We start from the raw sequence: 25,248 nt of genomic DNA, 5'->3' as shown, positions 1-25,248 counted from the left end.
TGTGCCTGCGATCAGTTTCAGGCACGGACGTGCCGCCCGTTTTCTGGGTAGTACCGCACATTCGGTTCGGCCGATGAAGGGCGCACACAGGGAGCACAGAGGGTGCGGAGGCGGCATACTTGATCAATCAGGTGCGTAGTAGTTGCAAGCCTCCCTCCTGAGAGCTACGCAACACGAGGGCCCCGCAGCCCAGGTGATGTGCCGCAGCGGAGCACAACGGACGATAGGCACCCCAGGCGCCACACCGGAGCCTGATGACCCTGCTGACCGATCTCCAAGAAGCGTCTTGCGGGCGAAGCCGTAGCCCGTGCGCGGCGTGGTCGAGCTGGTTGCACCGGTCATGGACCACAGACCTGCTGACCGCGTGAGACGCACGGGACCTTCCGAGCCATGTGTGCCGAAGCGGCCCCGGACTGGGTCTGGGGCCGCTCCGTTGATTCGTGCGAGCTCTTGCTAGCTGGGGTGCTCCGGCGGTCCTTCGTGGCCGGAGTGGGCTGGGTGCAGGAGGCGGTCGCCGCGGCTGGTGGCTACGCGGACCGCGTCTCGAAGCGCGGCGGTCAGGCCCGTTGCCAGGAGGCGGAGTTCCTCCGGATCCGAGTCCACGTCGGCGAGTACTTCGTCTGCGTGGGCCAGGAGCTCGGATCCCAATCCGAGTTGGATCTCTTCGGTGTCGTCGGCCAGGCGGGACAGGTAGCCGGCGGTGTCGTCTGTGCTCAGGTAGCAGGGCTTGTCTTCGGGGCCCGACCATGGGAGGAGACGCAGTTTGTTGCCGGGGGTCATTTCTTCGAGCTCCTCTCCTCGGTCATGAGGCGCGTGGTGAAGAGGGCGTCTGCTCGGTCGCCGGGGAGAACCAGGAGGGCCGCTTCGACCACGCGGCCGGTGGTGTCGGTCGCCACTCGTGTGAGCGAGATGACTGCCAGAGATGTGCTGATTCGGAGGGCGGTTGCTTCCTCTTGGGTTGGCAAGCGGGCGGTAATCCGCTCTTGGACTTCGGCCAGTGGTGGGCGCAGGTCTGCCAGGCTCACTGCTATCTGCTCCGGCAAGAAGGAGGCGGCCGGCGAGCCGGTCGGCGCCAGGTCGCGGGGGACGTAGATGTGGGCCAGGCTGTGGGGCGTCTTCCCTTCGTGGGTGGTGAAGAGGACTTCGGTTAGCGGGGTCCGGGGTGGCACGTTCAGCAGGGTGGTCAGGTGAGTGGGCGCCTCGATGTTCGTGGTGCGGGCGGTCATGCGTAAGGGTGCGGAGAAGGCGGTCCAGGCGGTCGGCGCGACTGCCCCACCGATGTACGTGATCCTGCGGAGCGGGTGGCGGACGAAGTTGCCGCGGCCGTGGATCTTTTCGACCAGGCCTTCGCCCTGGAGGAGCGCGAGGGCGCTTCGCAGGGTTGGCGTGCTGACCGTGTAGCGGGTGGCGAGTTGGGCCTCCGAGGGGAGGCGTTCGCCGGCCTTGAGGTGGCCTGTTGTGATCTGGTGACGGAGGTCGTCGGCGATGGCTTGACGGCGGGAGGGCACGGGACGGGTCACCACTTCCTCATCATCCGGAGGGCGATGAGGCGGCTTCGGGCGTGCATCGTCAGTACCTCGCCCGACTCGAAGAACAGCCGTTTGGCGCCGGCGAGCAGTTGGACGAGGTCGGTCACGCGGCACGGCTGGCCGCCGATCTGGATGACGTCGCCGCGGCGCACGCTGATCGAAGTGATCTCGATGTTGGCGGCGAGGGCGCCGCTGGGAGCCCAACCGCTCATTGGTTCACCTGCCGCGGGGCCAGTACGACGCCCGGGGTGTGGCAGGGGCAGTCGCAGGTCTCGTAGATCACGGGGACGCCTACGGGCGCGGTGGTGGGGGACGAATCGGCGCACTCGGGGTGCGTGCCGATCGCGCACGAGCTCGATCGGTAGGTGGTCCTCGTCGGCGTCGCGAGTGGGGGTGAGGGGAGGTGCCGCCCACTGGTGCGGGCGGTGGTGGGGCCCGTACGGTTGTGCACGCTGATCAGCTCCTATCGCTGATGGCCAGGTCCCCGGACGTCGTCCGTCGCGGGGACCGCTTCGTTTACGGCGGCCCAGAGGGTGCGGCCGGTCAAGCTGCTGGCGAGGAGGCCGAATCGGTCGGCCTCCGCCACCACGTCCAGGACCTCCCGCCACGATTCGGCGGGCAGCGCTTCCGGCACCTCCACTTCGATCGACGTGTACGTGGTGTGCGGCTCCACACGCGCGGCCAGCCCGAGGGCCGACAACCGGGCGGCGAGGTCCTCGGCCCTTGCTTCCGAAGCGGGCACAAAGGCCTCCGTCGCCGATTGAACACGTTGAGTGAAGCTAGTTAACTAGATTAGAGCTAGTGGACTAGATTTTCCACATGCCCGAGCAGCCGCCTTATCTCCGCATCGCCGATGTCCTGCGGCAGCGGATCGCGGAGCACGTGTGGACGGCCGGAGATCGGCTCCCTTCGCGTGCTCAGATCGCCGAGGAGTGTGGCGTAGGCGAGAACGTGGTGCGCAGGGCGCAGGAGTTGCTGATCTCCCAGGGAGTGCTGGAGGGGCGCGCGGGGTCGGGCACGTACGTTGCCGAGCCTCGTCGGCGCGTACGGGTCGTTCGGTCCTCGGCGCGTGAGCAGCCCGGCGGTTCGCCGTTCCGGGCGGACATGCAGGCCGTGGGCAGGCAGGGCAACTGGGAGAGCCGGACCGAAGCGAAGGTGCCGGCATCGGCGGAGATCGCGGCACGGCTCGGGATCGCCGAGGGAGACCTCTGCGTGCGTACGGTCTATGAGTTCCTCGCCGATGGGCGGCCGGTGCAGTTGTCCACGAGTTGGGAGCCGTACGAACTCACCGCGGGCACGCTCGTCGTCCTGCCGGAGGGTGGGCCGCATGCCGGCGTTGGAGTCGTGAACCGGATGGCCGAGATCGGGATCACGGTCAGCCACGCCGTCGAGCAGCCGGAGCCGCGGCAGGCCAGCGCCGAGGAGGCATCGCTCCTCGGGATCCAGAAGGCCGCTCTGGTCACGCATATCCGGCGGACGTACTACAGCGACCAAGGGCAGCCCGTGGAGACGGCCGACATCGTGGTGCCTGTCGCGCTGTGCGAGATCGTCTACGAGATCCCTATCGTTCGCTAGCGCGCCTATCGGCCCCAGGTCGGAACCGGCGTGCCGGGCGGAGGTCCTGGGCGGCCAGAACGGCCCACAGCGTCCTCCAGCCCCACTCACGGGACTCTGAGCGGCCGGTATGACTGTCGCTAACGGTCTCGCTAGAGCTACGGATCAGGTGTTGCTGCCGGCGTCCAGTTCTGCCTTTCGTCGGCGCGAGTAGCCCTGAAGGTCCTGCTTGATTGCCATGACCTCCTCGACCGGGATGAGGATGGGCTCGCAGTGCTGGGCGTCGCACGAGCGGGGATACGTGCCGTCAATGAGTGACACGCCACTGAGGACGACCCAGCCGTCGTCGTCGATCTCCGTGCAGAGCACCGGGTGGAAGAAGCAGTCCTCGTAGATGTCCCCTACCCGGATCCCGGCCGGGTTTCGCGGGTCGATGTCCTTGGTCATGGCCCTCAACCTGCCACACACACAGGTGGACGAAGGTTGGGAAGGGGGGTGGGGTCGGAACTACACGAGGTCGCGGAGCCTGCAGGCTCGGCGCACTCTTCTGAGCCACCCCCCATGGCCGCGTCGTACCGTCGTGCGGTGCCAGGCCGGCCCAACGTCGGGAAGGCTAGTCCGGGGCACTGACAGTGGGCCGTGTCCCCCGCGTGCCCGAGCGGGAGGGGTCCGGCGGGGAGTGTCAGGGAGAGGCGGGGAGGCTGGCGGTAAGGTGCAGGTCAGAGACTTGGCCGGTGAGCGGGTAAGTGCGTACGCGATCTTCCAAACTAGCTACGCGGGTTCGATTCCCGTCACCCGCTCTGAAGACGGAAGGGCCAGGTCAGAGGATGTTTCCTCGGCCTGGCCCTCCGTCGTTTCCGGGGCATGCAGGCCGCGAACCCAGGGGTGGCAGAACGTGAGCGGGAGAAGCATCGGGGTCGCGTGTGCGGCTGCCGCGGGGGTCGCTGTGCTCGCGGGCGTCCTCGCCGTCGGCGGGGCCCTCCTGGCGCCGGACGAGGAGAGCGACGGGGGTGGGTGGATACGGGAGCCCGCGGGCGCGGAGGTCCCGGCGCGGGCCGGGGGCGACCCCTCGCGCGACGCGGTCGCGGCCGAACTCGCCGCCGCCGCCACGGCGGCCGGGCTCACCCCGGGTGCCGCGTCCCCCGCCGAGGAGGGGGAACTCGCCGACTGCATCGCGGACTGGATCGGCGACGGCCCCGCCGACGACGGCCGGCTCGCGGCCCTCGAAACCGCCCTGGAGGAACGCGGCTGGCAGGTGACGGGCCGCCAGGGCGAGCCCGCTCCGGCGGTGTCCCTGACCAGCGGCTCCTGGCGGCTGCGGTTCACCAACGGCGGTCTCGTCGACACCCTTTCCCTGGTGGCCACCCGCTCCGGCCGGACCTGCGACGAGGCGTTCCGCCGGGCCAGGGAGACCCGGGGCCCGCTGGGCTGACCACACCCCGCCGGCACCGCATGCGGCGGCCGGTGCGGGGCCCGGGCCGTTCAGAGCTTGATGTTCGCGATCATCGTCGCGAGGGAGTTGAGGAAACGGTTCACGTCGTCCGCGATGGAGCTGGACGCCAGGAAGAAACCGAAGAGGGCCGCGACGATGGCGGGGCCCGTCTTGATGTGGTTGCCGCGGATCAGCACCACCAGGATGACCCCCAACAGAACCACCACTGACAGCGAAATGGCCACTACTGATCACACCTTCGGTCGTCCCCTGGTCGGCCCGGGGCGCACGGCCAGGCACACCCCCACATGGACCATCCTCCCACCAACGGGCCCCGGCTATCCGTCCGGTGACGAATCGCCGCCGTTACGTTTCCGCCAACCACATGTGCGCCCGGCATGTTTCGGGCCCGGGGCCCGGTCACGGAGCGGTGAGGCCCAGCAGGGAACGGACATACGCATACTTCGCGGACAGCCGCTCGCGGGTGGGGCCGTCCAGTACGGAGAGGCGTACGGGGTCGGCGTTGTGCGCGAGGTCGGCCTCCTTGACGAGGAGGGCGCCGGGGGTGGCGAGGATGCGGGCCGTGTACTGCTCGACCGGTTCGCCGGGGCGCTTGGTGACCGCGAGGACCATGTCCTTCACCGACTGCGGGAGGGCGGCGGAATCCAGCCAGGTGAGGCTGAGGGCCTCGTCCTCGATGGAGTCGTGGAGCCAGGCCGCCGCCTGCTGTTCGGGGGTGCCGCCGCGCAGACGGACGCCTTCGGCGACGGCCGCGAGGTGCTCGGCGTAGGGCCGGCCCGCCTTGTCGGTCTGGCCTTCGTGCGCGGTGCGCGCGAGAGCCTCCACCTCGATGAGGGTCAGGGGGTTGTCCGTCATGCGATCTCCCTTGCCGCCGCGCCGAGGGCCTGCGCGGCCCGGCGTGCATCCGTTTCCGTCGTACGCCAGTTGGAGAACGCCGCGCGCAGGGCCGCGGTTCCCCCGTACACCGTCGGAGTGACGAAGACCTCGGCGGCCGCCGCCTCGCGCAGGGCGGTCAGCCGGGCCGGGGTGGGGTCGGCGGCGAGGGTGAAGCAGACGACGTTGAGGCGGACCGGGGAGAGGAGGGTGAAGGCAGGGTCCTCCTCCAGTGCGGCGCCCAGCGCGCGGGCGCAGGCGATGTCGCGTTCGACGATCTCCCGGTGGCCTTCGCGGCCGTACGCGCGGAGGGTGAACCAGGCGGCGAGGGCGCGCAGCCGGTGGGAGTTCTCGGGGGTGAGGTGGACGAGGTCGGGGTGGTCGCCGAGGGGGCCGAGGTAGGCGGCGGAGTTCTGGAAGACGCGGGCCTGCAGATCGGGCCGGCGGGTGAACTGGACGGCGCTGTCGTAGGGGACGTTGAGCCACTTGTGCAGGTCGACGCAGACGGAGTCGGAGGCGTCGAGTCCGGCGGCGAGGTGGGCGTGGTCCGGGGAGAGGGCGGCGAATGCGCCGAAGGCGGCGTCGGTGTGCAGCCAGAAGTCGTGCCGGTCGCGGAGGGCGGCGAGAGCGGGGAGGTCGTCGAAGTCGACGGTGTTGACGGTGCCCGCGTTGGCGACGACGACGGCCGGGCCGGGGGTGTCGGCGAGGGCGCGGTCCAGGGCGGCCGGGTCCACGGCCTCGCGGCCGGGCAGGGTCGGGACCGGGACGAGGGAGCCCCGGCCCAGGCCGAGGACCGAGAGGGCCTTGCCGATCGAGGAGTGCGGGGCGCCGGACAGGACGCGGACCCGGCCGAGGGCGGCGACGCCGTCCTCGGCCGGGGAGACGCCGAGGCGTTCGCCGAGCCATTCGCGGGCGATGGCGAGGCCGGTGGTGTTGGACATGGTGGCGCCGGAGACGAAGGTGCCGGAGTGGGCGGCGGAGAGGCCGAAGAGGTCGCGGAGCCAGCCGGTGGTCTCGCGTTCGAGGTCCTGGCCGGCGCCGTCGAGGGCGGAGTTGGAGTTCTGGTCGTGGGCGGCGGTGAGCCAGTCCCCGGCGAGGGCGGCGGGGGTGGCTCCGCCGGTGACGAAGCCGAGGTAACGGGGGCCCGCGGAGGCCGACAGCCGCGGCTCCCAGCGCGCGCGGAAGGCGGCGAGGGCCGCGTGCGCGCCCGTGCCGTGCTCGGGGAGCGGTTCGGGGTCGAGGGGTTTGCCGGCGGGCGGCAGGACGGCGCGCTCGTCCAACGTGGCGAGCGCGTCGGCGGCGGCGCGGCGGGTGGCGTCGAGCAGGTCGGGGAGCCGGGCGAGGTCGGCGGCGAGCGTGCGGTCCATGGTGGCACGGTAGGCGGGCCGCGCCCTGCCGGGGCGGGCCAATCCGCACGAATTGGCCGGTGCGTCGGCACCGCCGGACCGGACGGACCGCGAGGGGCGGCCCGCACCGAGGACCCTGCCGGCCGGACAGACCGCGCGGATTGGCCCGCGCGACGGCACCGCCGGACCGGACGGACTGCGAGGGGCGGCCCACGCGGAGGGCCCTCCCGGCCGGACGCACCGCGCCCGTTGGCCGCGTGACGGCACCACCAGACCGGACCGGCCGCGAGAGGCAGCCACACGGAGGACCCCTCCCGGCCGCACACACACCGCGCGCATCGGCCCGCGCGACGGCACCGCCGGACCGGACGGACCGCGAGGAGCAGCCCACACGCAGGACCCTCCCGGCCGGACAGACCGCGCGAATCGGCCGGTGTGTCGGCGCCGCCGGACCGGACGGACCGGGAGGAGCAGCCCGCGCGGAGGACCCTCCCGGCCGCACACACCACGCGAGCCGGCCCGCGCGACGGCGCCGCCGGGCCGGACGGGCCGGGAGGGGCGGGCCGCATCGAGGACCCTGCCGGCCGGACAGACCGTGCGGATTGGCCGGTGTGTCGGCGCTGCCGGGTCGGACGGGCCGGGAGGGGTGGCCTGCACGGAGGGTTCGCCGGTGCGGCGTGCGGGGGTGGGGCGGTGTCGGCCGGGTGGGCCGCTCCCGTCGCCGGTGGCGGTGCGCGGCGTCGTAGGCTCGGCGGATGATCGCGAAGCGGTGGTTGAGTGGCGTTGTCGTCGCGGGCGTGCTGGCGGGGGTGGCGGGGTGCAGTACGCCGCCGGCGCCCCGGGCCGCGCCGGGGCCGACCCTCGGGCCGCAGGTCAGGCCCACTCAGCCGGGCGCCGGGGCGGGGCCGAACCGGAACTCGCCCGCCCCGGAGGCGACGCCTGCCGAGAAGTGCCCCGAGGGCGGGGTCCGGCTCGTCGAGACGGGCGGGGACGCGGCGATGGGGCTGCGGGTGGAGGGGTTCCGGCTGGTCAACTGCGGTACGGAGCCCTACGTGCTGGAGGGCTACCCGGAGGTGTCGCTGCGGGACGACCGCAACGATCCGCTGGAGGTCACGGTGGAGCACGGCGCGGCGGGGATCACCACGGGCGTGCCGAACATCGACGCGGCCCCGCAGCGGGTGACGCTGGCGCCGGGACAGGCCGCGTCGTGGTCCGTGGTGTGGCGCAACCTCGTCACCGATGCGACGGTGGCGGCCGCGACGGTGCCGGTCCTGGAGATCGCGCCCCGCCCCGGAGCGCCCCGGCTGTGGCTGCGGCTGGCCCGCCCGTTCGACCTGGGGAACACCGGGAAGCTGGGAATCGGCCCGTGGACGGCGGTGGCGGGCCGGTGATCGTCTGGCTCAACGGCCCCTTCGGGGGCGGCAAGACGCAGACGGCGTACGAGATGCACCGGCGGCTGCCGGGCAGCGTCGTGTGCGATCCCGAGCACGTCGGGTTCGGGCTGCACCGGATGCTGCCGGCGGCGCTGCGGGGCGATTTCCAGGACCTGACGGCCTGGCGCCAGGGGGTGTTTGAGGTGCTGGACCTCGCGGCGCGGCGGCATCCGGGCGTGGTGCTGGTGCCGATGACGGTCACCGAGCCGGCGTATTTCGCGCAGACCGTGGGGCGGCTGCGCGAACACGGGCACGACGTACGGCATTTCGCGCTGCTGGCGCAGCGGGAGACGGTGCTGCGGCGGCTGCGCGAGCGCGGGCTGGGCCGCGGGCTGAAGCGGGAGAGCTTCGCGGTGTCCCGGCTGGACGGGTGCCTGGAGGCACTGCGCGCGCCCGAGTTCGCGCAGCACCTGGCCACCGACCGGCTGACCGTGTCCGAGGTCGCCGACCGGGTGGCCGCCTCCGCGGGGCTGGACCTGGCCCCGGACACGGACGGCCCGCTGCGGGGCCGGATCCGGCGCGCGCTGATCGGCGTACGGCACATCCGCTTCGACTAGGCCGTCAGGCGGCCACCGGGGTGCGGCGGCTGGTGAGTGCGGTCATCCGGGCGGCGATGGTCGGGGCGGGGCTGCGCGGGAGCCGGTCCGCGATCAGGCCGTCGGCGAGGAAGAGCACCTGGTCGGCGTGGGCGGCGGCGGCCGGGTCGTGGGTGACCATGACGACGGTGGCGCCCATCGCGTCGACGGCGTCGCGCAGGAGTCCGAGCACCTCGGCGGCCGTGGTGGTGTCGAGGGCGCCGGTGGGTTCGTCGGCGAAGACCACGTCGGGCCGGGTGACCAGGGCCCGGGCGATGGCCACGCGCTGCTGCTGGCCGCCGGACAGTTCGGCGGGGCGCCGGCCGCCCCTGCCCTCCAGGCCGACGCGGGCGAGCAGGTCGGCGGCGCGGGCCCGGCCCTGGTGCGCGGACCGGCCGCCGGCGAGCCTCATCGGGAGCAGCACGTTCTGCTCGACGGTCAGCGAGGGCAGCAGGTTGAAGGCCTGGAAGACGAAGCCGAGGCGGCTGCGGCGGAGCTCGGTGAGCTCGTTCTCGTTCATGCCGGTGATCTCGGTGCCGCCGAGGCGGACGGAGCCCTCGGTGGGCAGGTCGAGTCCGGCGGCGCACTGCAGGAAGGTGGACTTGCCGGAGCCGGAGGGGCCCATCACGGCGGTGAAGCTGCCGCGCGGCAGGCTGAGGTCGATCCCGCGCAGGGCGTGCACGGTGGCGGCGCCGCGCCCGTGGGAGCGCCGTACGCCGCGCAGTTCCACGGCCGGTTCGCCGTGGGGCGGCCGCGCCGCCGGAGTGTCCTCGTGCCGCCGCCCGCTCCGCCGGAGCCCCATGGTGTGCCGCCTTTCGCCGTCGCCTCGATCGTGGTTGCGACGCTACGGATCACGGTGGGCGCCCGGCCATGGAGCGGCCCGGCGCAGCGGGGGTGGGGCCAGCCCCACCCCGGTCAGGCGGAGCGGCGGATGAGCAGGAGGGCGCGGTCGTCGTTGACGTCCTTGGCGACCTTTTCGATGAGGTGCCAGGCGGCGCCGTCCCAGCCGGAGGCGACGTAGCGGTCGGCCTCGCCGGTGAGGCGGTCGATGCCCTCGCTGATCTCGCGGTCGGAGGTCTCGACGAGGCCGTCGGTGAAGAGCATCAGGACGTCGCCGGGGCGGAGGTTCCCGCGGGCGGGGATGAATTCGGCGCCGTCGTAGACGCCGAGCAGCGGGCCCTCGCCGGACTTCTCCTGCCAGCGGCCGGTGCCGGCGGAGAGCTGGAGGGCGGGGAGGTGGCCGGCCGAGAGGAGTTCGTAGTCGCCGCTCTCCAGGTCCAGGACGAGGTGGATGGAGGTGGCGAAGCCCTCGTCCCAGTCCTGGCGGAGCAGGTAGCCGTTGGCGGCGGGCAGGAATCCGTGCGGGGGCAGGGCGCCGAGGAGTCCGCCGAAGGCTCCGGACAGCAGCAGGGCCCGGGAGCCCGCCTCCATACCCTTGCCGGAGACGTCGGTCAGGACGATCTCCAGGGTGCGGCCGCCGTTGGTGCGGGCCGCGACGACGAAGTCGCCGGAGAAGGACTGGCCGCCGGCCGGGCGCAGGGCCATCTCGCGGTGCCAGCCGCGCGGCAGGCCGGGCAGTTTGCTCTGGACGCGGATCCGCTCGCGCAGGTCGAAGAGCATGGTGCCGCCGCGCCGCCAGGGCACGCCGACGCGGCTGCGGAACTGGGCGATGACCAGTCCGAAGAACCCGCAGGCGGCGACGACGAGGACGGTTCCGGGGGTGACGCGTGCCGGGCCCTGGGTATAGGGGCCGAGCACGACGGCCTCGACGATCAGTGCGGCCGCGGAGGCGGCGTACAGGCCGAGCAGGCTGGCGGGGCGCAGCAGCAGCCCGCCGGCCACGATCGGCAGGACGAGCGCCGAGGGCGAGAACCAGACCGGCAGCATCATCGTGCCGCAGGCGATGGCGGGGACGGTCAGGAGCAGCCCGGCGAAGGCGAGCCAGTCGGAGGCGTCGCCGCGGAAGTAGTCGACCGCGGATTTGCGCAGGGCGGTGCGGCCCCGGTGCGACAGCATGCGCATCCGGGCCATGAGGGTCTCCACGCGTGCTCCGGCCATTGCTTCGGGACCCTATCCATCCTGGCTGTGGATCCGCAGGGGTACCCCCGGACCGGGGGCCTCCGGGCGCCCGAAAACGCTGCGACTGGGGCGGAATGCCCTGATAGGGATGGCCGCATGGCTCTTGAGATGCGCGTATTGCAGGCTGATGGGTGGGATGTCTGGTACGAGCACCTGGAACTGGCGTTCGGTGGTGTGCCCGGCTCCCCCCGAGGAGCGGGAACTCGACAAGTCGCCGACGGAGGCGGACCGCTCCGGCCTAGCGCTGCTGGCAGGCCGGGCACCAGAAGAGGTTGCGGGCGGCGAGATCGGCGGTGCGGATCTCGCCCCCGCAGATGTGGCAGGGCAGGTTCGCCCTGCGGTAGACGTACACCTCGCCGCCGTGGTCGTCCACCCGCGGCGGCCGGCCCATCGCCTCGGGCAGGTGCTCGTCGCGGACGGTGTCGATGCGGTTGTTGCGCACGCCCTCGCGCATGAGGGCGGCCAGGTCCGCCCACATGGCGTCCCATTCGGCGCGGGTGAGGTCCTTGCCCGCGCGGTACGGGTCGATGCCGTGGCGGAAGAGGACCTCGGCGCGGTAGACGTTGCCGATGCCGGCGACGATCTTCTGGTCCATCAGCAGGGCGGCGACGGTGGTGCGGGACCGGGAGATCCGCTTCCAGGCCCGGTCGGGGTCGTCGTCCGGCCGCAGCGGGTCGGGGCCGAGCCGTTCGTGTATCGCCTTCTTCTCGCCCTCGCCGATCAGCGCGCAGGCGGTGGGTCCGCGCAGGTCGGCGTAGTGCTCCTCGTTCAGCAGGCGCAGCCGGACCGTGTCGGTGGCGGGCGGCGCCGGGGCGGGGCCGAAGCCGAGCTTGCCGAAGAGTCCGAGGTGGATGTGGATCCAGGCGTCGCCGAGTTCGAGGAAGAGGTGCTTGCCGTGCGCCTCCGCACTCTCCAGTGCGCGCCCGTCGAGCAGGGCCGCGCTCTCGGCGAAGCGGCCCTGGGGGCTGCTCACGCGGACCGGGCGGGCGGCGAACCGCTCGGTGTGGTCCTGGGCGAGGCGGTGGATCGTATGCCCCTCGGGCACGGCGGACTCCTGGGAAGAATGAAAACGGCCGTGCCACCCCCGAGGGAGCGGCACGGCCGGAAGCGGGATCAGCCCTGCGGGTGGTGGGCCGGGATCGGGGGGAGCTCGCCGGTCTGCTCGTAGGCGGAGAGCATGTCGATGCGGCGGGTGTGCCGCTCCGCGCCGGAGTACGGGGTCTTCAGGAAGGCGTCGATGAAGCTGACGACCTCGTCCTGGGTGTGCATGCGGCCGCCGACGGAGATGACGTTGGCGTTGTTGTGCTCGCGGCCCAGCTCGGCGGTCTGGACGCTCCACGCGAGGATGGCGCGGATGCCCTTGACCTTGTTGGCGGCGATCTGCTCGCCGTTGCCGGAGCCGCCGATCACGATGCCGAGGCTGCCCGCGTCCGCGGCGGTCTTCTCCGCCGCGCGGAGGCAGAACGGCGGGTAGTCGTCCACCTCGTCGTAGATGTGGGGCCCGCAGTCGACGGGCTCGTGGCCGTTGTTCTTGAGCCAGTCCACCAGGTGGTTCTTGAGCTCAAAGCCGGCATGGTCGGATCCGAGGTACACGCGCATGGGACGAGTGTGGCACGAAGGGGCCCGGCGGCCCGCAGGGGGTGTCGCGTAAGTCACTTCTAAAGCTCAAGTAAACCCAAAGAGCGCAGATGGGACACGGCGGGACCTTGGTCCGGGACGTTCACCCAAAGGCAACGATCCGGATTGAGGTCTTCCGTCCTGCGTTCATCTCAGGTTTGAATGCCGGGGCTCGCAACCCGAGAAACCTAAGGATCCGTCCATGAGCTCCACGACGACCCTCCAGAAGGAAGGCGACCCCACCGACAACCTCGGTGAGGGTCAGCCCTCCGACGGTCTGAAGGCCGGTCTCAAGAACCGCCACCTGTCCATGATCGCCATCGGCGGCGTCATCGGCGCCGGCCTCTTCGTCGGCTCCGGTGGCGGTATCGCCAAGGCCGGTCCCGCCATCCTGATCTCCTACGCGCTGGTCGGCGCGATGGTCGTCTTCGTGATGCGGATGCTGGGCGAGATGGCCGCAGCCAGCCCGAACTCGGGCTCCTTCTCCGCCTACGCCGACCGGGCGCTCGGCCGCTGGGCCGGCTTCTCCATCGGCTGGCTCTACTGGTTCTTCTGGGTCGTCGTGCTCGCGGTGGAGGCCACCGCTGGTGCAGCCATCTTGGAGAGCTGGATCCCGGCCGTCCCGCAGTGGGGCTGGGCGCTGATCGTGATGGCGGTGCTGACCGTCACCAACCTCGGCTCGGTCGCCTCCTACGGTGAGTTCGAGTTCTGGTTCGCGGGCATCAAGGTCGTCGCCATCGGCGCGTTCGTGATCGTCGGCATGCTGGCCGTCTTCGGCCTGCTGCCGGGCTCGGACAACCCGGGCGCGGGCTTCGCACACCTGACCGACGCGGGCGGCTTCTTCCCCAACGGCTACGGCGCGGTCCTCACCGGTGTGCTGATGGTCGTCTTCTCCTTCATGGGCAGCGAGATCGTCACCCTGGCGGCCGGCGAGTCGGAGAACCCCCGCAAGGCGGTCACCCAGGCCACCAACTCCGTCATCTGGCGGATCGGCGTCTTCTACCTGGGCTCGATCTTCATCGTGCTGACCCTGCTCCCGTGGAACGACAAGTCGATCACCGAGAAGGGCTCGTACGTCGCCGCCCTGGACTCGATCGGCATCGCGCACGCCGGCACGATCATGGAGGTCATCGTCCTGACCGCCGTGCTGTCCTGCCTGAACTCGGGCCTCTACACCGCTTCCCGCATGGCCTTCTCGCTCGGTGAGCGCGGCGACGCCCCCAAGGCGTTCGCCAAGGTCAACAAGAACGGTGTGCCGGTCGCCGCGATCCTGGGCTCCACGGTCTTCGGCTTCGTCGCCGTCTACTTCAACTACGCCTTCAAGGACACGGTCTTCAACTTCCTGCTGAACTCCTCGGGTGCCATCGCGCTCTTCGTCTGGCTGGTGATCTGCTTCACCCAGCTGAAGATGCGCGGGATCCTCGTCCGCGAGGCCCCGGAGAAGCTGACCGTGAAGATGTGGCTCTTCCCGTACCTGACCTGGGCCACCGCCGCTCTGATCATGTTCGTGATCGGCTACATGTTCGTGGACGACGCCAACCGCGAGGTGGTCACGCTGTCCACCCTGGTCGCCGGCGTGGTCGTGCTCGTCGGTGTGGTCCTGGACTTCCGCCGCAAGCGGGCCCTGCAGGGCTGATCGCACGTGCAGATACGCCGGAGCCCGGCCCGCCTTCGCAAGGCGGGCCGGGCTCCGGTGCGTATCAGGGGCCGTTCAGCCGCGGCTGCCGGCCAGCTTCCAGGCGGCCGGCAGCGCGCCCATGGCCAGGGCGGCCTTGAGGGCGTCGCCGATCAGGAAGGGGAGCATGCCCGCCGCGACGGCGGCGCTCAGGGACATTCCGGTGGCGGCCATCAGGTACGGCACGCCCACCGCGTAGATCACGGCCGAGCCCAGCACCATCAGGCCGGCCGTGCGCAGCACCGAGCGGTCGCCGCCGCGCCGCGCGAGGGCGCCGACGACGGTGGCGGCCAGCAGCATCCCGAGGACGTACCCGAAGGAGGCCCCGCCCGCACCGGAGGTCCCGCCCGCGAACCACGGCACACCGGCCATGCCGACGAGGGCGTACAGCGCCAGCGAGAGGAAGCCGCGGCGGGCGCCGAAGGCGGTGCCGACGAGCAGCGCGGCGAAGGTCTGGCCCGTCACGGGAACCGGGGAGCCGGGAACGGGGACCGATATCTGGGCGGCCAGTCCGGTGAGCGCCGCGCCGCCGACGACGAGCGCGATGTCGCGGACGCGGCTCGCGGGCAGCAGGTCGGCGAGGACGGCGCCGGGCCGGAGGGAGACGGAGGCAGTGCTCATCGGGGAACTCCACGGGGTGGGGGTGGCGGGACGATCACCGACGCTAGTGCGCGCTCCCCCGCCGCCCCAGCGCTGCCCGGAACAAAGCCCCCCTCCCCGCTTTGGTGGGGATACCACAAACCCCACACCCCACGCCCGAGCCGACGTGATCCTCGTCACGAGGAAGATCAGACAACACGTCCGTTTTGCACGGACGACCGCTGCTCAGCGAGACTGTAGGGTCCCGCCAATCCTGATGCGGAACCCCCACCGCCGCTGGGCCGAACGAGAGTACGAGCACCCTTCATGCGCGAGCGCCTGGAAGAAGCACCTCCCACGACGGGCGACCTGCCCGCGGAACCCCTGAGCCACAGCCTCAAGCAGCGCCACCTGACCATGCTGGGCCTGGGCGGCGTGATCGGCGCCGGGCTCTTCGTCGGCTCCGGAGCCGGCATCGGCATCGCCGGCCCCGCGATCATCTGCTCCTACCTGCTCGCGGGTGTCCTCGCGATGCTGGTGATGCGGGCGCTCGGCGAGATGTCGGCCGCGATGCCCGCCTCCGGCTCCTTCTCGGTCTACGCGGAGAAGGCGCTCGGCCGCTGGGCCGGCTTCTCGGCGGGCTGGCTGTACTGGTTCCTGCTGGTCGTGGTGCTGGCCGTGGAGGCCACCGGCGCGGCGAAGATCGCGAACGGCTGGGTGCCCTCGGTCGACCAGTGGGTCTGGGTGCTGCTCTTCATGGTGGTCTTCACCGTGAGCAACCTGGCCGCGGTGAAGAACTTCGGCGAGTTCGAGTTCTGGTTCGCCGCCCTCAAGGTCGGCGCGATCGTGCTCTTCCTGATCCTCGCCACCCTCGCGATCTTCGGCGTCCTCCCGGACACGGAGCCGGTCGGCATGGCCAACCTCACCGGCCACGGCGGCTTCTTCCCCGAGGGCTTCGGCGGAGTGGTCGCCGGCATGCTCGCCGTCATCTTCGCCTTCGGCGGCCTGGAGGTCGTCACCATCGCCGCCGCCGAGTCGGACGACCCGGCACGCTCGGTGTCCCGCGCGGTGCGCAGCGCGGTGTGGCGCATCCTCTTCTTCTACGTGGGCTCGATGGTGGTCATCGTGACCCTGCTGCCGTGGGACTCGCTGAAGCCGGGCGAGAGCCCCTACGTCGCGGTCCTCGACTCGATCGGCATCCCGGCGGCCGGTCAGATCATGAACATCGTGGTGTTCGTGGCCCTGCTGTCGGCGCTGAACGCGAACCTGTACGGGTCCTCGCGCATGGTGTTCTCGCTGGCCGAGCGCGGCGAGGCGCCGAAGTCGCTGCTGAAGGTCTCGGGCGGCGGCGTGCCGCGGCGCGCGGTGTTCGCGTCGGTGGCCTTCGGCTTCGTGTCGGTGGTGCTGAACCTGCTGTGGCCGGACACGATCTTCCTCTACATGCTCAACGCGGTCGGCGCGGTGCTGCTGTTCGTGTGGGCGCTGATCGCGGTCTCGCAGCTGAAGCTGCGCCGGATCATCGAGCGGGACATGCCGGAGCGGCTGACGCTGCCGATGTGGCTGTTCCCGTACGCGACCTGGGCGGCGCTGTTCGGGATGGCGGCGGTGCTGGTCCTGATGCTGTTCGACGACTCGGCCCGGCCGCAGCTGCTGTGGTCGACGGGTGCGGCGGCCCTCGTCCTCGTGGTGGCCTTCGTACGGGAGCGGCGCACCCCGAAGTCCTGACCGGCCCACGGCCCACGGCCCCCGGCCCATGCGAAGGCCCCCGCGCACCCGGCGCGGGGGCCTTCGCGCGTCAGGTGCGCAGGTACGAGGCTCCGTTGACGTCGAGCACGGTGCCCGAGCTCCAGCGCGCGGCGGGCGAGGCCAGGTGCAGCACGGCGGCGGCGATCTCCTGCGGGGTGCCGACCCGGCCGAAGGGGCTCTGCGCCCGGATCCGCTCGCCCTCCTCCCCTTCGAGCCGCCCGGCGACCCGCTCGGTCGCCACGAAGCCGGGCGCCACGGAGGCCACGGCGATGCCGTGCGGTGCCAGGGAGACGGCGAGGGACTGGCCGAGTGCGTGCAGGGCCGCCTTGGTGGCGCCGTAGGCGGGGTGGTCGGGCTCGCCGCGGAACGCCCCGCGCGAGCCGATGTTGACGACACGGCCCTCCCGCCGGCCGGCGATCATGTGGCGGGCGACGCAGTGGGTGAGGTTGGCCGGGGCGAAGAGGTTCACGGCGGCCGTCTGCCGCCACGCCTCCTGCCAGTCGGCGTACGAGGTCGTGGGCAGCGGGTGCGCGACCATCACGGCGGCGTTGTTCACGAGGACGTCGATGCCGCCGAGCGCCTCCTCGGTCTCGGCCGCGAGGGCTTCCACGCGGGCCGGGTCGGCGAGGTCGCCGCTGACGAGGACGTGGCCCTCGCCCGGCAGTTCCGCGAGGGTGCGCTCGGCGTCCGCCTGCCGGACCGTGCAGTGCACCGCCACCCGGTCGCCCCGCTCGGCGAAGGCCGTGGCGATGGCCCGCCCGATGCCCCGCGAGGCCCCGGTGACGAGCACCCCCCGGCCCGTGGCGGCCAGTTCCCGTATGCCGTGGTCCATTCGTCCGTCCACCGGTCCCCCTGTCGTCGCGTCAGCCGCGTCCTGTCGGCAGCGTACGGGGATGATCACGGCCCGTCATCCGGCTGTCCGTATATCGGACGTCAATCATCCGAAGATCGGACAGAGGTGAGACTGGGGCACCTCATCACGTCCCCCCGCACACCGGACAGGCACACCCCAATGAGCCAGAGCACCCTGACACCCCTCGAACCCCCGCAGACCGACGCCGGCTCCCCGCTCGGCAACGGCCTCAAGCAGCGCCACCTCTCGATGATCGCCCTCGGCGGGGTCATCGGCGCCGGGCTCTTCGTCGGATCCGGAGCCGGCATCGCCGCCGCCGGCCCCTCGATCGTGCTCGCGTACGCCGCGTCCGGGCTGCTCGTGATGTTCGTGATGCGGATGCTCGGCGAGATGTCCGCCGCCAACCCCGCCTCCGGGTCCTTCTCGGTCCACGCGGAGCGGGCGATCGGACCCTGGGCCGGATTCACCGCCGGCTGGATGTTCTGGATCCTGCTCTGCGTGGGCGTGGCCATCGAGGCCATCGGCGCGGCGCACATCATGACCGGCTGGTTCCCGGGCACCCCGTCCTGGATGTGGGTGCTGGTCTTCATGGCGGTGTTCTGCGGCTCCAACCTGGCCGCCGTCTCGAACTTCGGCGAGTTCGAGTTCTGGTTCGCCGCCCTCAAGATCGGCGCGATCGGGCTCTTCCTGGGCCTGGGCGTGCTGGCCGTCCTCGGCCTGCTGCCCGGCACCTCCTCCCCCGGCGCCGCCAACCTGCTCCACGACGGCGGCCTGCTGCCGAACGGCGTGGACGGACTGCTGGTCGGACTGCTGGCCTCGGTCGTCGCGTACGGCGGGCTGGAGACGGTGACCATCGCGGCCGCCGAGTCCGAGAACCCCGTCGCGGGCGTGGCCAAGGCCGTGCGGACCACCATGTGGCGGATCGCGATCGTCTACGTCGGCTCCATGCTGGTCATCGTCACCCTGCTGCCGTGGAACGACCCGGCGGTCACGGCGGACGGCCCGTACGCCGCCACCCTGGACCACCTGGGCATCCCGGCCGCCGGCGAGATCATGAACGTGGTCATCCTGATCGCCCTGATGTCCGCCATGAACGCCAACATCTACGGCTCCTCGCGCATGGCCCACTCCCTCGTCTCCCGCGGCCAGGGCCCCAAGGCGCTGGGCAAGGTCTCGGGCGGGGTGCCGCGCCGGGCGGTGCTCGCCTCCTGCGGCTTCGGCTTCGTCACCGTGCTGCTGTCGTACTGGTACCCGGACACCCTGTTCGCCTGGCTGCTCAACATGGTCGGCGGGGTCATCCTCGTCGTCTGGGGCTTCATCGCCGTCTCGCAGTTCGTGCTGCGCCGGCGGCTGGAGCGGGAGGCTCCCGGGAAGCTCGTCGTGAAGATGTGGGGCTTCCCCTATCTCACCTGGGTGGCGCTGGCCGGGGTGGCCGGGGTCCTGGTGCTGATGGCGCTGGGCGAGGACACCCGGGTCCAGGTGGTCTTCACCGGCGGGCTCACCGTCGCCCTCTCGGTGACCGGGTATCTCGTGCAGCGCCGCGCCGCGGCCACGCGCTGACCCACGCTCCACCGCAGGCGGGCCCCGTGCATTCGCACGGGGCCCGCCTGCGTTTTACAGAGGTAACCCTTACGTGTGAGCCGGAATAGATACTGCTAGCGTGCAGTTGCGCATTGATTGCAATAAGCAGTTGGCACGCTGAGGGGACCGGATAACACGCATGGCCATCTACACGCTTCCTGAGCTTCCGTACGACTACGCGGCGCTGGAGCCGGTGATCAACCCGCAGATCATCAAGCTGCACCACGACAAGCACCACGCGGCCTATGTCACGGGCGCCAACAACACGCTGGAGCAGCTGGCAGAGGCGCGCGACAAGGAGAACTGGGGCGCCCTCAACGGCCTCGAGAAGAACCTTGCGTTCCACCTCTCCGGCCACATCCTGCACAGCATCTACTGGCACAACATGGCCAGCCCGAAGACCGGCGAGGGCGGCGGCGAGCCCACCGCCGCCGACGGTCTGGGCGACCTGGCCGACGCGATCACCGAGTCCTTCGGCTCCTTCGCGAAGTTCAAGAAGCAGCTGACCTTCGCCTCCTCCGCCACCCAGGGCTCCGGCTGGGGCGTGCTCGCGTACGAGCCCGTCAGCGGCCGACTGGTCGTCGAGCAGGTCTACGACCACCAGGGCAACGTGGGCGTGGCCAGCACCCCGATCCTGGTCTTCGACGCCTGGGAGCACGCCTTCTACCTGCAGTACAAGAACCAGAAGGTGGACTTCATCGAGGCGATGTGGAACGTCGTCAACTGGCAGGACGTGTCCAAGCGCTACGCCGACGCCAAGGCGAACACCCCGCTGCTGATCCCCGCCAAGGGCTGATCGCCGCACAAGCCCGTCCGCCTCGTGATCGTCTTCTCAACCTTCACCGGCGGGCGTGTTCAACGGAAGACCCCCGTGAGGACGTGACTCACGGGGGTCTTCTGTGTGTTCCGGCCGTACGGGCTACTCGAAGGACGGGCCCTTGGTGCGGGTCCGCTTGATCTCGTAGAAGCCGGGCGTGGAGGCGACGAGCAGGGTGCCGTCCCACAGGCGGGCCGCGGCGTCGCCGCGCGGGGTCGGGGTGACGACCGGGCCGAAGAAGGCGACGTCGCCCTCGGCGCCCGGAACCGAGATCACCGGGGTGCCGACCTCCTGGCCCACGCGGTCGATGCCGTCGTTGTGGGAGGCCCGCAGCACCTCGTCGTACTCGTCCGAGTCGGCGTACGCGAGCAGTTCGGCCGGCAGGCCGACCTCGGCCAGCGCCTCGGCGATCACCTCGCGGGTCGGGCCCTTCTCGTCGTTGTGGATGCGGGTGCCGAGCGCGGTGTAGAGCTTGCCGGTGATCTCGTCACCGTGCTTCTGCTGGGCCGCTATGACCACGCGCACCGGCGCCCAGCCCTTGGGGCCGAGCAGCTCACGGTAGGTCTCGGGCAGCTCGTCGAGCTTGTTCTCGTTGAGGACGGCAAGGCTCATCACGTGCCAGCGGACCTCGACGTCGCGGACCTTCTCGACCTCGACCATCCAGCGGGACGTCATCCAGGCCCAAGGGCAGAGCGGGTCGAACCAGAAGTCGACCGGGGTCTTCTCGCGCACCTGGGTCTCGGTCATGTCTCTCCTCGGTCTCGTCTCAGTCGGAAAAGGGCATCACTGGCGCATGTTCTCCGTGGCCAACCAGTACGCCGTCGCACGCATTCCCCTCGTGCGAGGATTCGACCCAAGAACGCGATCACGCACGAAGGAGTGCACGTGCCCGGTGAGAATCTGTCCCGTGACGAGGCCCGCGAGCGGGCCGAACTTCTGTCGGTCGACGGGTACGAGGTGGTCCTCGACATCAGGTCCGCGGTGGACGAGGCCGAACCGGCCGAGGGCCCCCGGACCTTCCGTTCGGTCACGACGATCCGTTTCCGTGCCGCCGCCACCGGCAGCTCCACCTTCGCGGACCTGATCGCTCCCTCGGTGAACGCCGTGACCCTCAACGGCCGGCCGCTGGACGTGGCCACCGTCTTCGACGGGGCGCGGATCGCCCTGGACGGGCTGGACGCCGAGAACGTCCTGGTGGTCGACGCGAACTGCGCGTACAGCCGGACCGGCGAGGGCCTCCACCGCTTCGTGGACCCGGAGGACGGCGAGGTCTACCTCTACACCCAGTACGAGCCGGCCGACGCGCGCCGGGTGTACGCGAACTTCGAGCAGCCGGACCTGAAGGCGCCCTACCGCTTCGAGGTGGCCGCCCCCGAGGGCTGGCAGGTGTGGAGCAACGGCGCGGAGGAGTCGCGCGAGGCCGGGGTCTGGCGGTTCGCCGAGACCCGGCCGATCTCCACGTACATCACGTGCGTGGTGGCGGGCCCCTACCACTACGTCACGGACACCTACACGCGCGGGGACCTGACCATCCCGCTGGGCGCCATGTGCCGCAAGGGGCTGGCGAAGCACTTCGACGCGGACGACGTCTTCCTGGTCACCAAGCAGGGATTCGACCTCTTCCACGAGATCTTCGACTACCCGTACCCCTTCGGGAAGTACGACCAGGCCTTCGTGCCGGAGTACAACCTGGGCGCGATGGAGAACCCGGGGATGGTGACCTTCCGCGAGGAGTACATCTTCCGCGGCAAGGTCACGAAGGCCTCCTACGAGCGGCGCTCGAACACGATCCTGCACGAGATGGCGCACATGTGGTTCGGCGACCTGGTCACCATGAAGTGGTGGGACGACCTGTGGCTGAAGGAGTCCTTCGCGGACTTCATGGGCTCGTTCGCCCTGGTGGAGGCCACCCGCTTCGACCAGGCGTGGGTCAGCTTCGCCAACAACCGCAAGGCGTGGGCCTACCGCGCCGACCAGCTGCCCTCCACGCACCCGATCACGGCCGACATCCGTGACCTGGAGGACGCGAAGCTGAACTTCGACGGCATCACCTACGCCAAGGGCGCGTCGGTGCTGAAGCAGCTCGTGGCGTACGCGGGCCGGGAGGCGTTCCTGGAGGGCGCGCGGCGCTACTTCAAGGCCAACGCGTACGGGAACACCACCCTGGACGACCTGCTCTCGGTCCTCGCGGAGGTATCCGGGCGGGACATGGCCGAGTGGTCGCGGGCCTGGCTGCAGACGGCCGGCGTGAACGCGCTCGCACCGGCGGTGACGTACGACGCCGGCGGGCGCGTGACGGAGCTCGCGGTCGTCCAGGAGGGCGAGGAGCTGCGGCCGCACCGGGTCGCAGTGGGGCTCTACCGGCTGGAGTCCGACGGAACCCTGGTCCGCTACGCGCGGGCCGGGGCGGACGTCTCGGGCGCGCGCACCGTGGTCGCGGAACTGGCGGGCGCGGAGCGGCCCGACCTGATCCTGGTCAACGACGAGGACCTCACCTACTGCAAGGTCCGCTTCGACGAGGGCTCACTGGCCACCCTGCGGGCCCACCTGGGCGACCTGACGGACCCCCTCGCCCGGGCGCTGAGCTGGTCGGCGCTGTGGAACCTGACGCGGGACGGCCTGATGCCGGCGCGCGACTTCGTCTCGCTGGTCCTGGCCCACGCGGGCCGCGAGACGGACGTCGGCGTCCTGCAGCAGCTGCACGCGCAGGCCCTGAGCTCGGTCACCCACTACGCGGCCCCGGACTGGCGCGAGCAGGGCGGCCGGGACCTGGCGGCGGGCGCGCTGCACGAACTGCGGCTGGCGGCGCCGGGGTCGGAGCACCAGCTGACCTGGGCCCGCTTCTTCGCGGCGAGCGCGGCGACGGAGGGCGACTTCCAGCTGCTGCTGGGGCTGCTGGAGGGCTCGGCCCGGATCGACGGGCTGGAGGTGGACCAGGAGCTGCGCTGGGACTTCCTGCTGCCGCTGGCCGCGCACGGGGCGGTGGACGAGGCCGTGCTCACCGCCGAACTGGCGCGGGACGACACGGCGTCGGGCAAGCGGCACCAGGTGCGGTGCCTGGCGGCGCGGCCGTCGGAGGCCGTGAAGGACCAGGCGTGGGTGGCGGTCGTCGAATCGGACGCGCTGTCCAACGCGCTGGTGGAGGCGACGATCGCGGGCATGCAGCAGTCTTCGCAGCGGGGCCTGCTGGCGGCTTACGCGGGGCGCTACTTCGAGGTCATCGAGCGGGTGTGGGCGGACCGGTCGATCCAGATCGCGATGCATGTGGTGAAGGGTCTGTACCCCTCGCTGCAGAGCGACGCGGCCACGCTCGACGCCACGGACGCCTGGCTGTCGGCCCACGCTTCGGCCGCGCCGGCCCTGCGCCGCCTGGTCCTGGAGTCCCGCGACGACCTGGCCCGAGCCCTTGCCGCACAGCGGTGCGACGCGGCGGCGGGCTGACCTGAAACCGGGCTCCGCCCGGACCCGGTCCTCAAACGCCGGACGGGCTGAAAGATTCAGCCTCGCCGGCGTTTGAGGCGCGGGGTCTGGGGCGGAGCCCCAGCAACGGCGTCGCGCCGGGTCCCCCACACCGGCGCACCCCATCGGCAGTCGAACGCCCGTACTTTAGCCCCATCTTGTCCGGGTTTGTCGACGAGCGTGTAACAGGGGTTAGCAAGGCCATGGCCTGAGGGAATCACCGCGTCATGAACCACAACGCACCCCTCCCCCTCGCCCACCTCACCGGCAGCCGCCCCCGCGTGCTCACCCTCGCCCAGCTGCGCGAGCACGGCGTCACCGCTTCCGACGCCGCCGAGCGGCCCTGGCAGCAGATCCTGCCGGGGGTGTTCCTGCTCCACTCCGGGCCCGCGACCAGCGAGGAGCGGCTGCACGCCGCACTGCTGTACGCGGGACGGCGCGGCGCGGGCGAGGCGATGATCACCGGGCTGGCGGCGCTCGCCCTGTACCGGTTCTCCTCCGCGCCCGCGCTGCTCGCCCTCTCGCACATCGACGTCCTCGTGCCCGGGACCCGGCGACTGCGGTCCACCGGGGACGTGCGGATCGTGCGCGCGCACACCCCGCCCCGCTCCCAGGAGGTGACCGGCCTGCCGGTGGCGCCCGTCGCGCGGGCCGTCGCCGACGCCGTCGCCCAGCTAGCCGACGCCGGCACCGTACGCCGCCTGCTGAGCGAGGCCGTCCGCGCCGGGCACTGCGAACCGGCCGCCCTCGTACGGGAGCTGACGGTGGGCCGGCTGCTGAACCGGCCGCACGTGGTCGACGCGGTCGAGTCGCTCCTCGCCGAGGGGCGCGCCATCGCCGAGGACCGGCTGTACCACCTCGTACGCGGCTACGAACTGCCCGAGCCCGTGTGGAACGTGGACCTGCGACTGCCCGGCGGCCCGCACCTCGGCGGGGTGGACGCGTTCTGGCCCGAGCAGTCCGTGGCCCTGGAGATCGACACGCGCGCCCCGCGTCAGGGCGAGGACGAGGAGTGGTCGGAGTCCGTGCGCAAGCGGGAGACGCTGGAGCGGCTCGGGGTGACGGTCATCCACATCACCCCGCGCAAGCTGCGCGACTGGCCCGAGCAGCAGGCCGCGGTCGTCCGGACCGCCCTGACGGCGTCCGGCGACCGCGAGCCCGCCGCCTATCTGGTGGTGCTCCCCAGGTGAGGCGAGTACTCCGGGGTGCTCCAGAGCAGCCGCCCCGGATGCAGGCCCTCCACGACCGACTCCACCCGGAAGCGGGTGCGGCGGCTCCCGTCGGCCCCGAACTCCGTCGTGGCCCGGCCGCTCAGCTGGAGGACCGCCCCGCTCTCCCAGTCCGGGAAGAGCAGCCCCGCCCGCGGATCGGCCGTCAGGTTCCCCAGGGTCAGGAACATGGCGTTGCCCGCGTAGTCCGGCCAGGCCAGCTCGGTGGGCGAGAGCACCTCGACGAAGCCGGGCAGTCCGCCCCGGTGACTGGCGTCGACTCCGTCCGCCTCCGCGGTGGTGGCGACGAAGAAGGTGTCGGCGGTGCGGACGGCCCGTTCCTGGCCGGGGGTGAGCGCGGGCCCGCGCCACAGGACGCCGGCTCCTTGTGCGGCGAGCTCCAGGGGCTGCCGTTTCTGCAGGTACTTGGGGCAGTTGGCGAAGACCCGCTCGGCCAGGACCGCGAATCCGCGACCGGTCGTCTCCAGGGTCCCGTTCAGCCTCATCCGGCGCCGGGTGCGCGGGTCGAGCGCGATGGTGCCGACCCGGGTCCCGTCCGTGGCCAGCGCGCCGGCGAGCGGATCGCCGGCCGGCAGTCCGCCGGCGACCGTGATCCGGTCCGGCCCGGTGGCCCGTACGAAGCCCGGCGGACCGGTGAGCAGGGAGGCCCACATCCGCCCGGAGGCGTCGGCCGCACCGACGACGAGGTGCGGCTGGAGCCCGAGGAAGGCCGCGGCGACGTCCCCGACTCCCGCTCCGATCGAGCGGCCGACGTGCTCGGCGAGCTCGCGCACACCGACCCGCTCCTGCACGGCCAGCGCTCCCCAGTGATACACCCCGGTCATGGGAAGTCCCTCCACCGAGTCATCTA

At 71.6% G+C, this 25,248-nt stretch carries 26 protein-coding genes; 10 read left to right on the top strand and 16 right to left on the bottom strand.

Annotated elements, in window-relative coordinates:
• Positions 1–453: 453 nt before the first annotated feature.
• From ACIPYQ_RS01650 to ACIPYQ_RS01635, 4 genes are all read right to left on the bottom strand, one after another.
• On the bottom strand, positions 454–780 hold the full coding sequence (locus ACIPYQ_RS01650; RefSeq protein ID WP_401245202.1) for a hypothetical protein: 327 nt from the start codon (positions 778–780) through the stop codon (positions 454–456).
• Positions 777–1,520, bottom strand: coding sequence for a GntR family transcriptional regulator (locus tag ACIPYQ_RS01645; protein ID WP_401246083.1), 744 nt, complete (start codon positions 1,518–1,520; stop codon positions 777–779). Before ACIPYQ_RS01645 ends, ACIPYQ_RS01650 begins: the two co-directional genes overlap by 4 nt.
• Positions 1,517–1,741 (bottom strand): hypothetical protein, encoded by a 225-nt coding sequence (locus ACIPYQ_RS01640; protein WP_401245200.1) that lies wholly within the window; start codon positions 1,739–1,741, stop codon positions 1,517–1,519. Before ACIPYQ_RS01640 ends, ACIPYQ_RS01645 begins: the two co-directional genes overlap by 4 nt.
• A gap of 251 nt (positions 1,742–1,992) precedes the next feature.
• Positions 1,993–2,271: a hypothetical protein gene (locus tag ACIPYQ_RS01635; RefSeq protein ID WP_401245198.1), complete on the bottom strand. Its 279-nt coding sequence runs from the start codon at positions 2,269–2,271 to the stop codon at positions 1,993–1,995.
• A gap of 77 nt (positions 2,272–2,348) precedes the next feature.
• Here ACIPYQ_RS01635 and ACIPYQ_RS01630 point away from each other — a divergent pair, with 77 nt between their 5' ends.
• The gene (locus tag ACIPYQ_RS01630; protein ID WP_401245196.1) at positions 2,349–3,104 is read left to right on the top strand and encodes a GntR family transcriptional regulator; all 756 of its coding nucleotides are present in this window, start codon (positions 2,349–2,351) and stop codon (positions 3,102–3,104) included.
• 144 nt (positions 3,105–3,248) lie between these two features.
• On the opposite strand, the gene ACIPYQ_RS01625 is transcribed toward ACIPYQ_RS01630, so the two are convergent.
• The gene (locus ACIPYQ_RS01625; RefSeq protein ID WP_401245194.1) at positions 3,249–3,530 is read right to left on the bottom strand and encodes a hypothetical protein; all 282 of its coding nucleotides are present in this window, start codon (positions 3,528–3,530) and stop codon (positions 3,249–3,251) included.
• 448 nt (positions 3,531–3,978) lie between these two features.
• Between ACIPYQ_RS01625 and ACIPYQ_RS01620 the strand changes: the two genes are divergently transcribed.
• Positions 3,979–4,515, top strand: a complete 537-nt coding sequence (locus tag ACIPYQ_RS01620; RefSeq protein ID WP_401245192.1) for a hypothetical protein — start codon at positions 3,979–3,981, stop codon at positions 4,513–4,515.
• Between the two features lie 50 nt (positions 4,516–4,565).
• On the opposite strand, the gene ACIPYQ_RS01615 is transcribed toward ACIPYQ_RS01620, so the two are convergent.
• The 3 genes from ACIPYQ_RS01615 to ACIPYQ_RS01605 form a co-directional block, all read right to left on the bottom strand.
• Positions 4,566–4,760 (bottom strand): membrane protein, encoded by a 195-nt coding sequence (locus ACIPYQ_RS01615; protein ID WP_030026959.1) that lies wholly within the window; start codon positions 4,758–4,760, stop codon positions 4,566–4,568.
• 175 nt (positions 4,761–4,935) lie between these two features.
• Positions 4,936–5,391, bottom strand: a complete 456-nt coding sequence (locus tag ACIPYQ_RS01610; protein WP_401245190.1) for an HD domain-containing protein — start codon at positions 5,389–5,391, stop codon at positions 4,936–4,938.
• Positions 5,388–6,776, bottom strand: a complete 1,389-nt coding sequence (locus tag ACIPYQ_RS01605) for a pyridoxal phosphate-dependent decarboxylase family protein (protein ID WP_401245188.1) — start codon at positions 6,774–6,776, stop codon at positions 5,388–5,390. Before ACIPYQ_RS01605 ends, ACIPYQ_RS01610 begins: the two co-directional genes overlap by 4 nt.
• Before the next feature lie 734 nt (positions 6,777–7,510).
• On the opposite strand from ACIPYQ_RS01605, the gene ACIPYQ_RS01600 reads away from it, so the two are divergent.
• Both ACIPYQ_RS01600 and ACIPYQ_RS01595 read left to right on the top strand, forming a co-directional pair.
• Positions 7,511–8,146 (top strand): DUF4232 domain-containing protein, encoded by a 636-nt coding sequence (locus tag ACIPYQ_RS01600; protein ID WP_401245186.1) that lies wholly within the window; start codon positions 7,511–7,513, stop codon positions 8,144–8,146.
• Complete coding sequence (locus ACIPYQ_RS01595; RefSeq protein ID WP_401246080.1) at positions 8,143–8,745, top strand: AAA family ATPase; 603 nt, start codon at positions 8,143–8,145, stop codon at positions 8,743–8,745. Before ACIPYQ_RS01600 ends, ACIPYQ_RS01595 begins: the two co-directional genes overlap by 4 nt.
• 4 nt (positions 8,746–8,749) lie before the next feature.
• On the opposite strand, the gene ACIPYQ_RS01590 is transcribed toward ACIPYQ_RS01595, so the two are convergent.
• From ACIPYQ_RS01590 to ACIPYQ_RS01575, 4 genes are all read right to left on the bottom strand, one after another.
• On the bottom strand, positions 8,750–9,565 hold the full coding sequence (locus tag ACIPYQ_RS01590) for an ABC transporter ATP-binding protein (RefSeq protein ID WP_401245184.1): 816 nt from the start codon (positions 9,563–9,565) through the stop codon (positions 8,750–8,752).
• A 113-nt stretch (positions 9,566–9,678) separates the two neighbouring features.
• Entirely contained in the window at positions 9,679–10,821 is a 1,143-nt protein-coding gene (locus tag ACIPYQ_RS01585; RefSeq protein WP_362238536.1) for a PP2C family protein-serine/threonine phosphatase, read from the bottom strand.
• A gap of 259 nt (positions 10,822–11,080) precedes the next feature.
• On the bottom strand, positions 11,081–11,887 hold the full coding sequence (locus ACIPYQ_RS01580; protein WP_361760052.1) for a DNA-formamidopyrimidine glycosylase family protein: 807 nt from the start codon (positions 11,885–11,887) through the stop codon (positions 11,081–11,083).
• A 68-nt stretch (positions 11,888–11,955) separates the two neighbouring features.
• On the bottom strand, positions 11,956–12,441 hold the full coding sequence (locus ACIPYQ_RS01575; RefSeq protein ID WP_401245181.1) for a ribose-5-phosphate isomerase: 486 nt from the start codon (positions 12,439–12,441) through the stop codon (positions 11,956–11,958).
• Between the two features lie 220 nt (positions 12,442–12,661).
• Between ACIPYQ_RS01575 and ACIPYQ_RS01570 the strand changes: the two genes are divergently transcribed.
• Positions 12,662–14,095, top strand: a complete 1,434-nt coding sequence (locus ACIPYQ_RS01570; protein WP_361760049.1) for an amino acid permease — start codon at positions 12,662–12,664, stop codon at positions 14,093–14,095.
• Between the two features lie 75 nt (positions 14,096–14,170).
• Here ACIPYQ_RS01570 and ACIPYQ_RS01565 read toward each other — a convergent pair whose 3' ends face one another.
• Positions 14,171–14,755 (bottom strand): biotin transporter BioY, encoded by a 585-nt coding sequence (locus ACIPYQ_RS01565; protein WP_401245178.1) that lies wholly within the window; start codon positions 14,753–14,755, stop codon positions 14,171–14,173.
• A 285-nt stretch (positions 14,756–15,040) separates the two neighbouring features.
• Between ACIPYQ_RS01565 and ACIPYQ_RS01560 the strand changes: the two genes are divergently transcribed.
• Positions 15,041–16,438, top strand: coding sequence for an amino acid permease (locus ACIPYQ_RS01560; RefSeq protein ID WP_401245176.1), 1,398 nt, complete (start codon positions 15,041–15,043; stop codon positions 16,436–16,438).
• A 70-nt stretch (positions 16,439–16,508) separates the two neighbouring features.
• On the opposite strand, the gene ACIPYQ_RS01555 is transcribed toward ACIPYQ_RS01560, so the two are convergent.
• The gene (locus ACIPYQ_RS01555; protein ID WP_361760163.1) at positions 16,509–17,291 is read right to left on the bottom strand and encodes an SDR family oxidoreductase; all 783 of its coding nucleotides are present in this window, start codon (positions 17,289–17,291) and stop codon (positions 16,509–16,511) included.
• A gap of 180 nt (positions 17,292–17,471) precedes the next feature.
• Between ACIPYQ_RS01555 and ACIPYQ_RS01550 the strand changes: the two genes are divergently transcribed.
• Together ACIPYQ_RS01550 and ACIPYQ_RS01545 are read left to right on the top strand one after the other, a co-directional pair.
• Positions 17,472–18,872: an amino acid permease gene (locus tag ACIPYQ_RS01550; protein ID WP_401245174.1), complete on the top strand. Its 1,401-nt coding sequence runs from the start codon at positions 17,472–17,474 to the stop codon at positions 18,870–18,872.
• Positions 18,873–19,032: 160 nt separating this feature from the next.
• Entirely contained in the window at positions 19,033–19,689 is a 657-nt protein-coding gene (locus ACIPYQ_RS01545; RefSeq protein ID WP_401245172.1) for a superoxide dismutase, read from the top strand.
• Between the two features lie 123 nt (positions 19,690–19,812).
• Here ACIPYQ_RS01545 and ACIPYQ_RS01540 read toward each other — a convergent pair whose 3' ends face one another.
• Positions 19,813–20,457 (bottom strand): DsbA family protein, encoded by a 645-nt coding sequence (locus ACIPYQ_RS01540; protein ID WP_351303809.1) that lies wholly within the window; start codon positions 20,455–20,457, stop codon positions 19,813–19,815.
• A 138-nt stretch (positions 20,458–20,595) separates the two neighbouring features.
• Here ACIPYQ_RS01540 and pepN point away from each other — a divergent pair, with 138 nt between their 5' ends.
• Entirely contained in the window at positions 20,596–23,151 is a 2,556-nt protein-coding gene (pepN, locus tag ACIPYQ_RS01535; RefSeq protein ID WP_401245170.1) for an aminopeptidase N, read from the top strand.
• Positions 23,152–23,396: 245 nt separating this feature from the next.
• Entirely contained in the window at positions 23,397–24,359 is a 963-nt protein-coding gene (locus ACIPYQ_RS01530; protein WP_401245168.1) for a hypothetical protein, read from the top strand.
• Here ACIPYQ_RS01530 and ACIPYQ_RS01525 read toward each other — a convergent pair.
• Positions 24,335–25,222: a pyridoxamine 5'-phosphate oxidase family protein gene (locus ACIPYQ_RS01525; RefSeq protein WP_401245166.1), complete on the bottom strand. Its 888-nt coding sequence runs from the start codon at positions 25,220–25,222 to the stop codon at positions 24,335–24,337. The two genes, ACIPYQ_RS01530 and ACIPYQ_RS01525, sit on opposite strands and share 25 nt — an antisense overlap.
• Positions 25,223–25,248: the final 26 nt, after the last annotated feature.

Origin of the sequence: Streptomyces sp. NPDC090045, assembly GCF_044747975.1 — a bacterium.
Taxonomy (GTDB): Bacteria; Actinomycetota; Actinomycetes; order Streptomycetales; family Streptomycetaceae; genus Streptomyces.
This window is presented reverse-complemented; position numbering and strand designations above follow the sequence as displayed.

Coding starts and splice junctions, on each gene's coding strand:
- ACIPYQ_RS01650 (WP_401245202.1), bottom strand. CDS start 780: ATGACCCCCGGCAACAAACTGCGTCTCCTCCCATGGTCGGGCCCCGAA.
- ACIPYQ_RS01640 (WP_401245200.1), bottom strand. CDS start 1,741: ATGAGCGGTTGGGCTCCCAGCGGCGCCCTCGCCGCCAACATCGAGATC.
- ACIPYQ_RS01630 (WP_401245196.1), top strand. CDS start 2,349: ATGCCCGAGCAGCCGCCTTATCTCCGCATCGCCGATGTCCTGCGGCAG.
- ACIPYQ_RS01625 (WP_401245194.1), bottom strand. CDS start 3,530: ATGACCAAGGACATCGACCCGCGAAACCCGGCCGGGATCCGGGTAGGG.
- ACIPYQ_RS01610 (WP_401245190.1), bottom strand. CDS start 5,391: ATGACGGACAACCCCCTGACCCTCATCGAGGTGGAGGCTCTCGCGCGC.
- ACIPYQ_RS01605 (WP_401245188.1), bottom strand. CDS start 6,776: ATGGACCGCACGCTCGCCGCCGACCTCGCCCGGCTCCCCGACCTGCTC.
- ACIPYQ_RS01600 (WP_401245186.1), top strand. CDS start 7,511: ATGATCGCGAAGCGGTGGTTGAGTGGCGTTGTCGTCGCGGGCGTGCTG.
- ACIPYQ_RS01590 (WP_401245184.1), bottom strand. CDS start 9,565: ATGGGGCTCCGGCGGAGCGGGCGGCGGCACGAGGACACTCCGGCGGCG.
- ACIPYQ_RS01585 (WP_362238536.1), bottom strand. CDS start 10,821: ATGGCCGGAGCACGCGTGGAGACCCTCATGGCCCGGATGCGCATGCTG.
- ACIPYQ_RS01575 (WP_401245181.1), bottom strand. CDS start 12,441: ATGCGCGTGTACCTCGGATCCGACCATGCCGGCTTTGAGCTCAAGAAC.
- ACIPYQ_RS01570 (WP_361760049.1), top strand. CDS start 12,662: ATGAGCTCCACGACGACCCTCCAGAAGGAAGGCGACCCCACCGACAAC.
- ACIPYQ_RS01565 (WP_401245178.1), bottom strand. CDS start 14,755: ATGAGCACTGCCTCCGTCTCCCTCCGGCCCGGCGCCGTCCTCGCCGAC.
- ACIPYQ_RS01560 (WP_401245176.1), top strand. CDS start 15,041: ATGCGCGAGCGCCTGGAAGAAGCACCTCCCACGACGGGCGACCTGCCC.
- ACIPYQ_RS01555 (WP_361760163.1), bottom strand. CDS start 17,291: ATGGACCACGGCATACGGGAACTGGCCGCCACGGGCCGGGGGGTGCTC.
- ACIPYQ_RS01550 (WP_401245174.1), top strand. CDS start 17,472: ATGAGCCAGAGCACCCTGACACCCCTCGAACCCCCGCAGACCGACGCC.
- ACIPYQ_RS01545 (WP_401245172.1), top strand. CDS start 19,033: ATGGCCATCTACACGCTTCCTGAGCTTCCGTACGACTACGCGGCGCTG.
- ACIPYQ_RS01540 (WP_351303809.1), bottom strand. CDS start 20,457: ATGACCGAGACCCAGGTGCGCGAGAAGACCCCGGTCGACTTCTGGTTC.
- ACIPYQ_RS01530 (WP_401245168.1), top strand. CDS start 23,397: ATGAACCACAACGCACCCCTCCCCCTCGCCCACCTCACCGGCAGCCGC.
- ACIPYQ_RS01525 (WP_401245166.1), bottom strand. CDS start 25,222: ATGACCGGGGTGTATCACTGGGGAGCGCTGGCCGTGCAGGAGCGGGTC.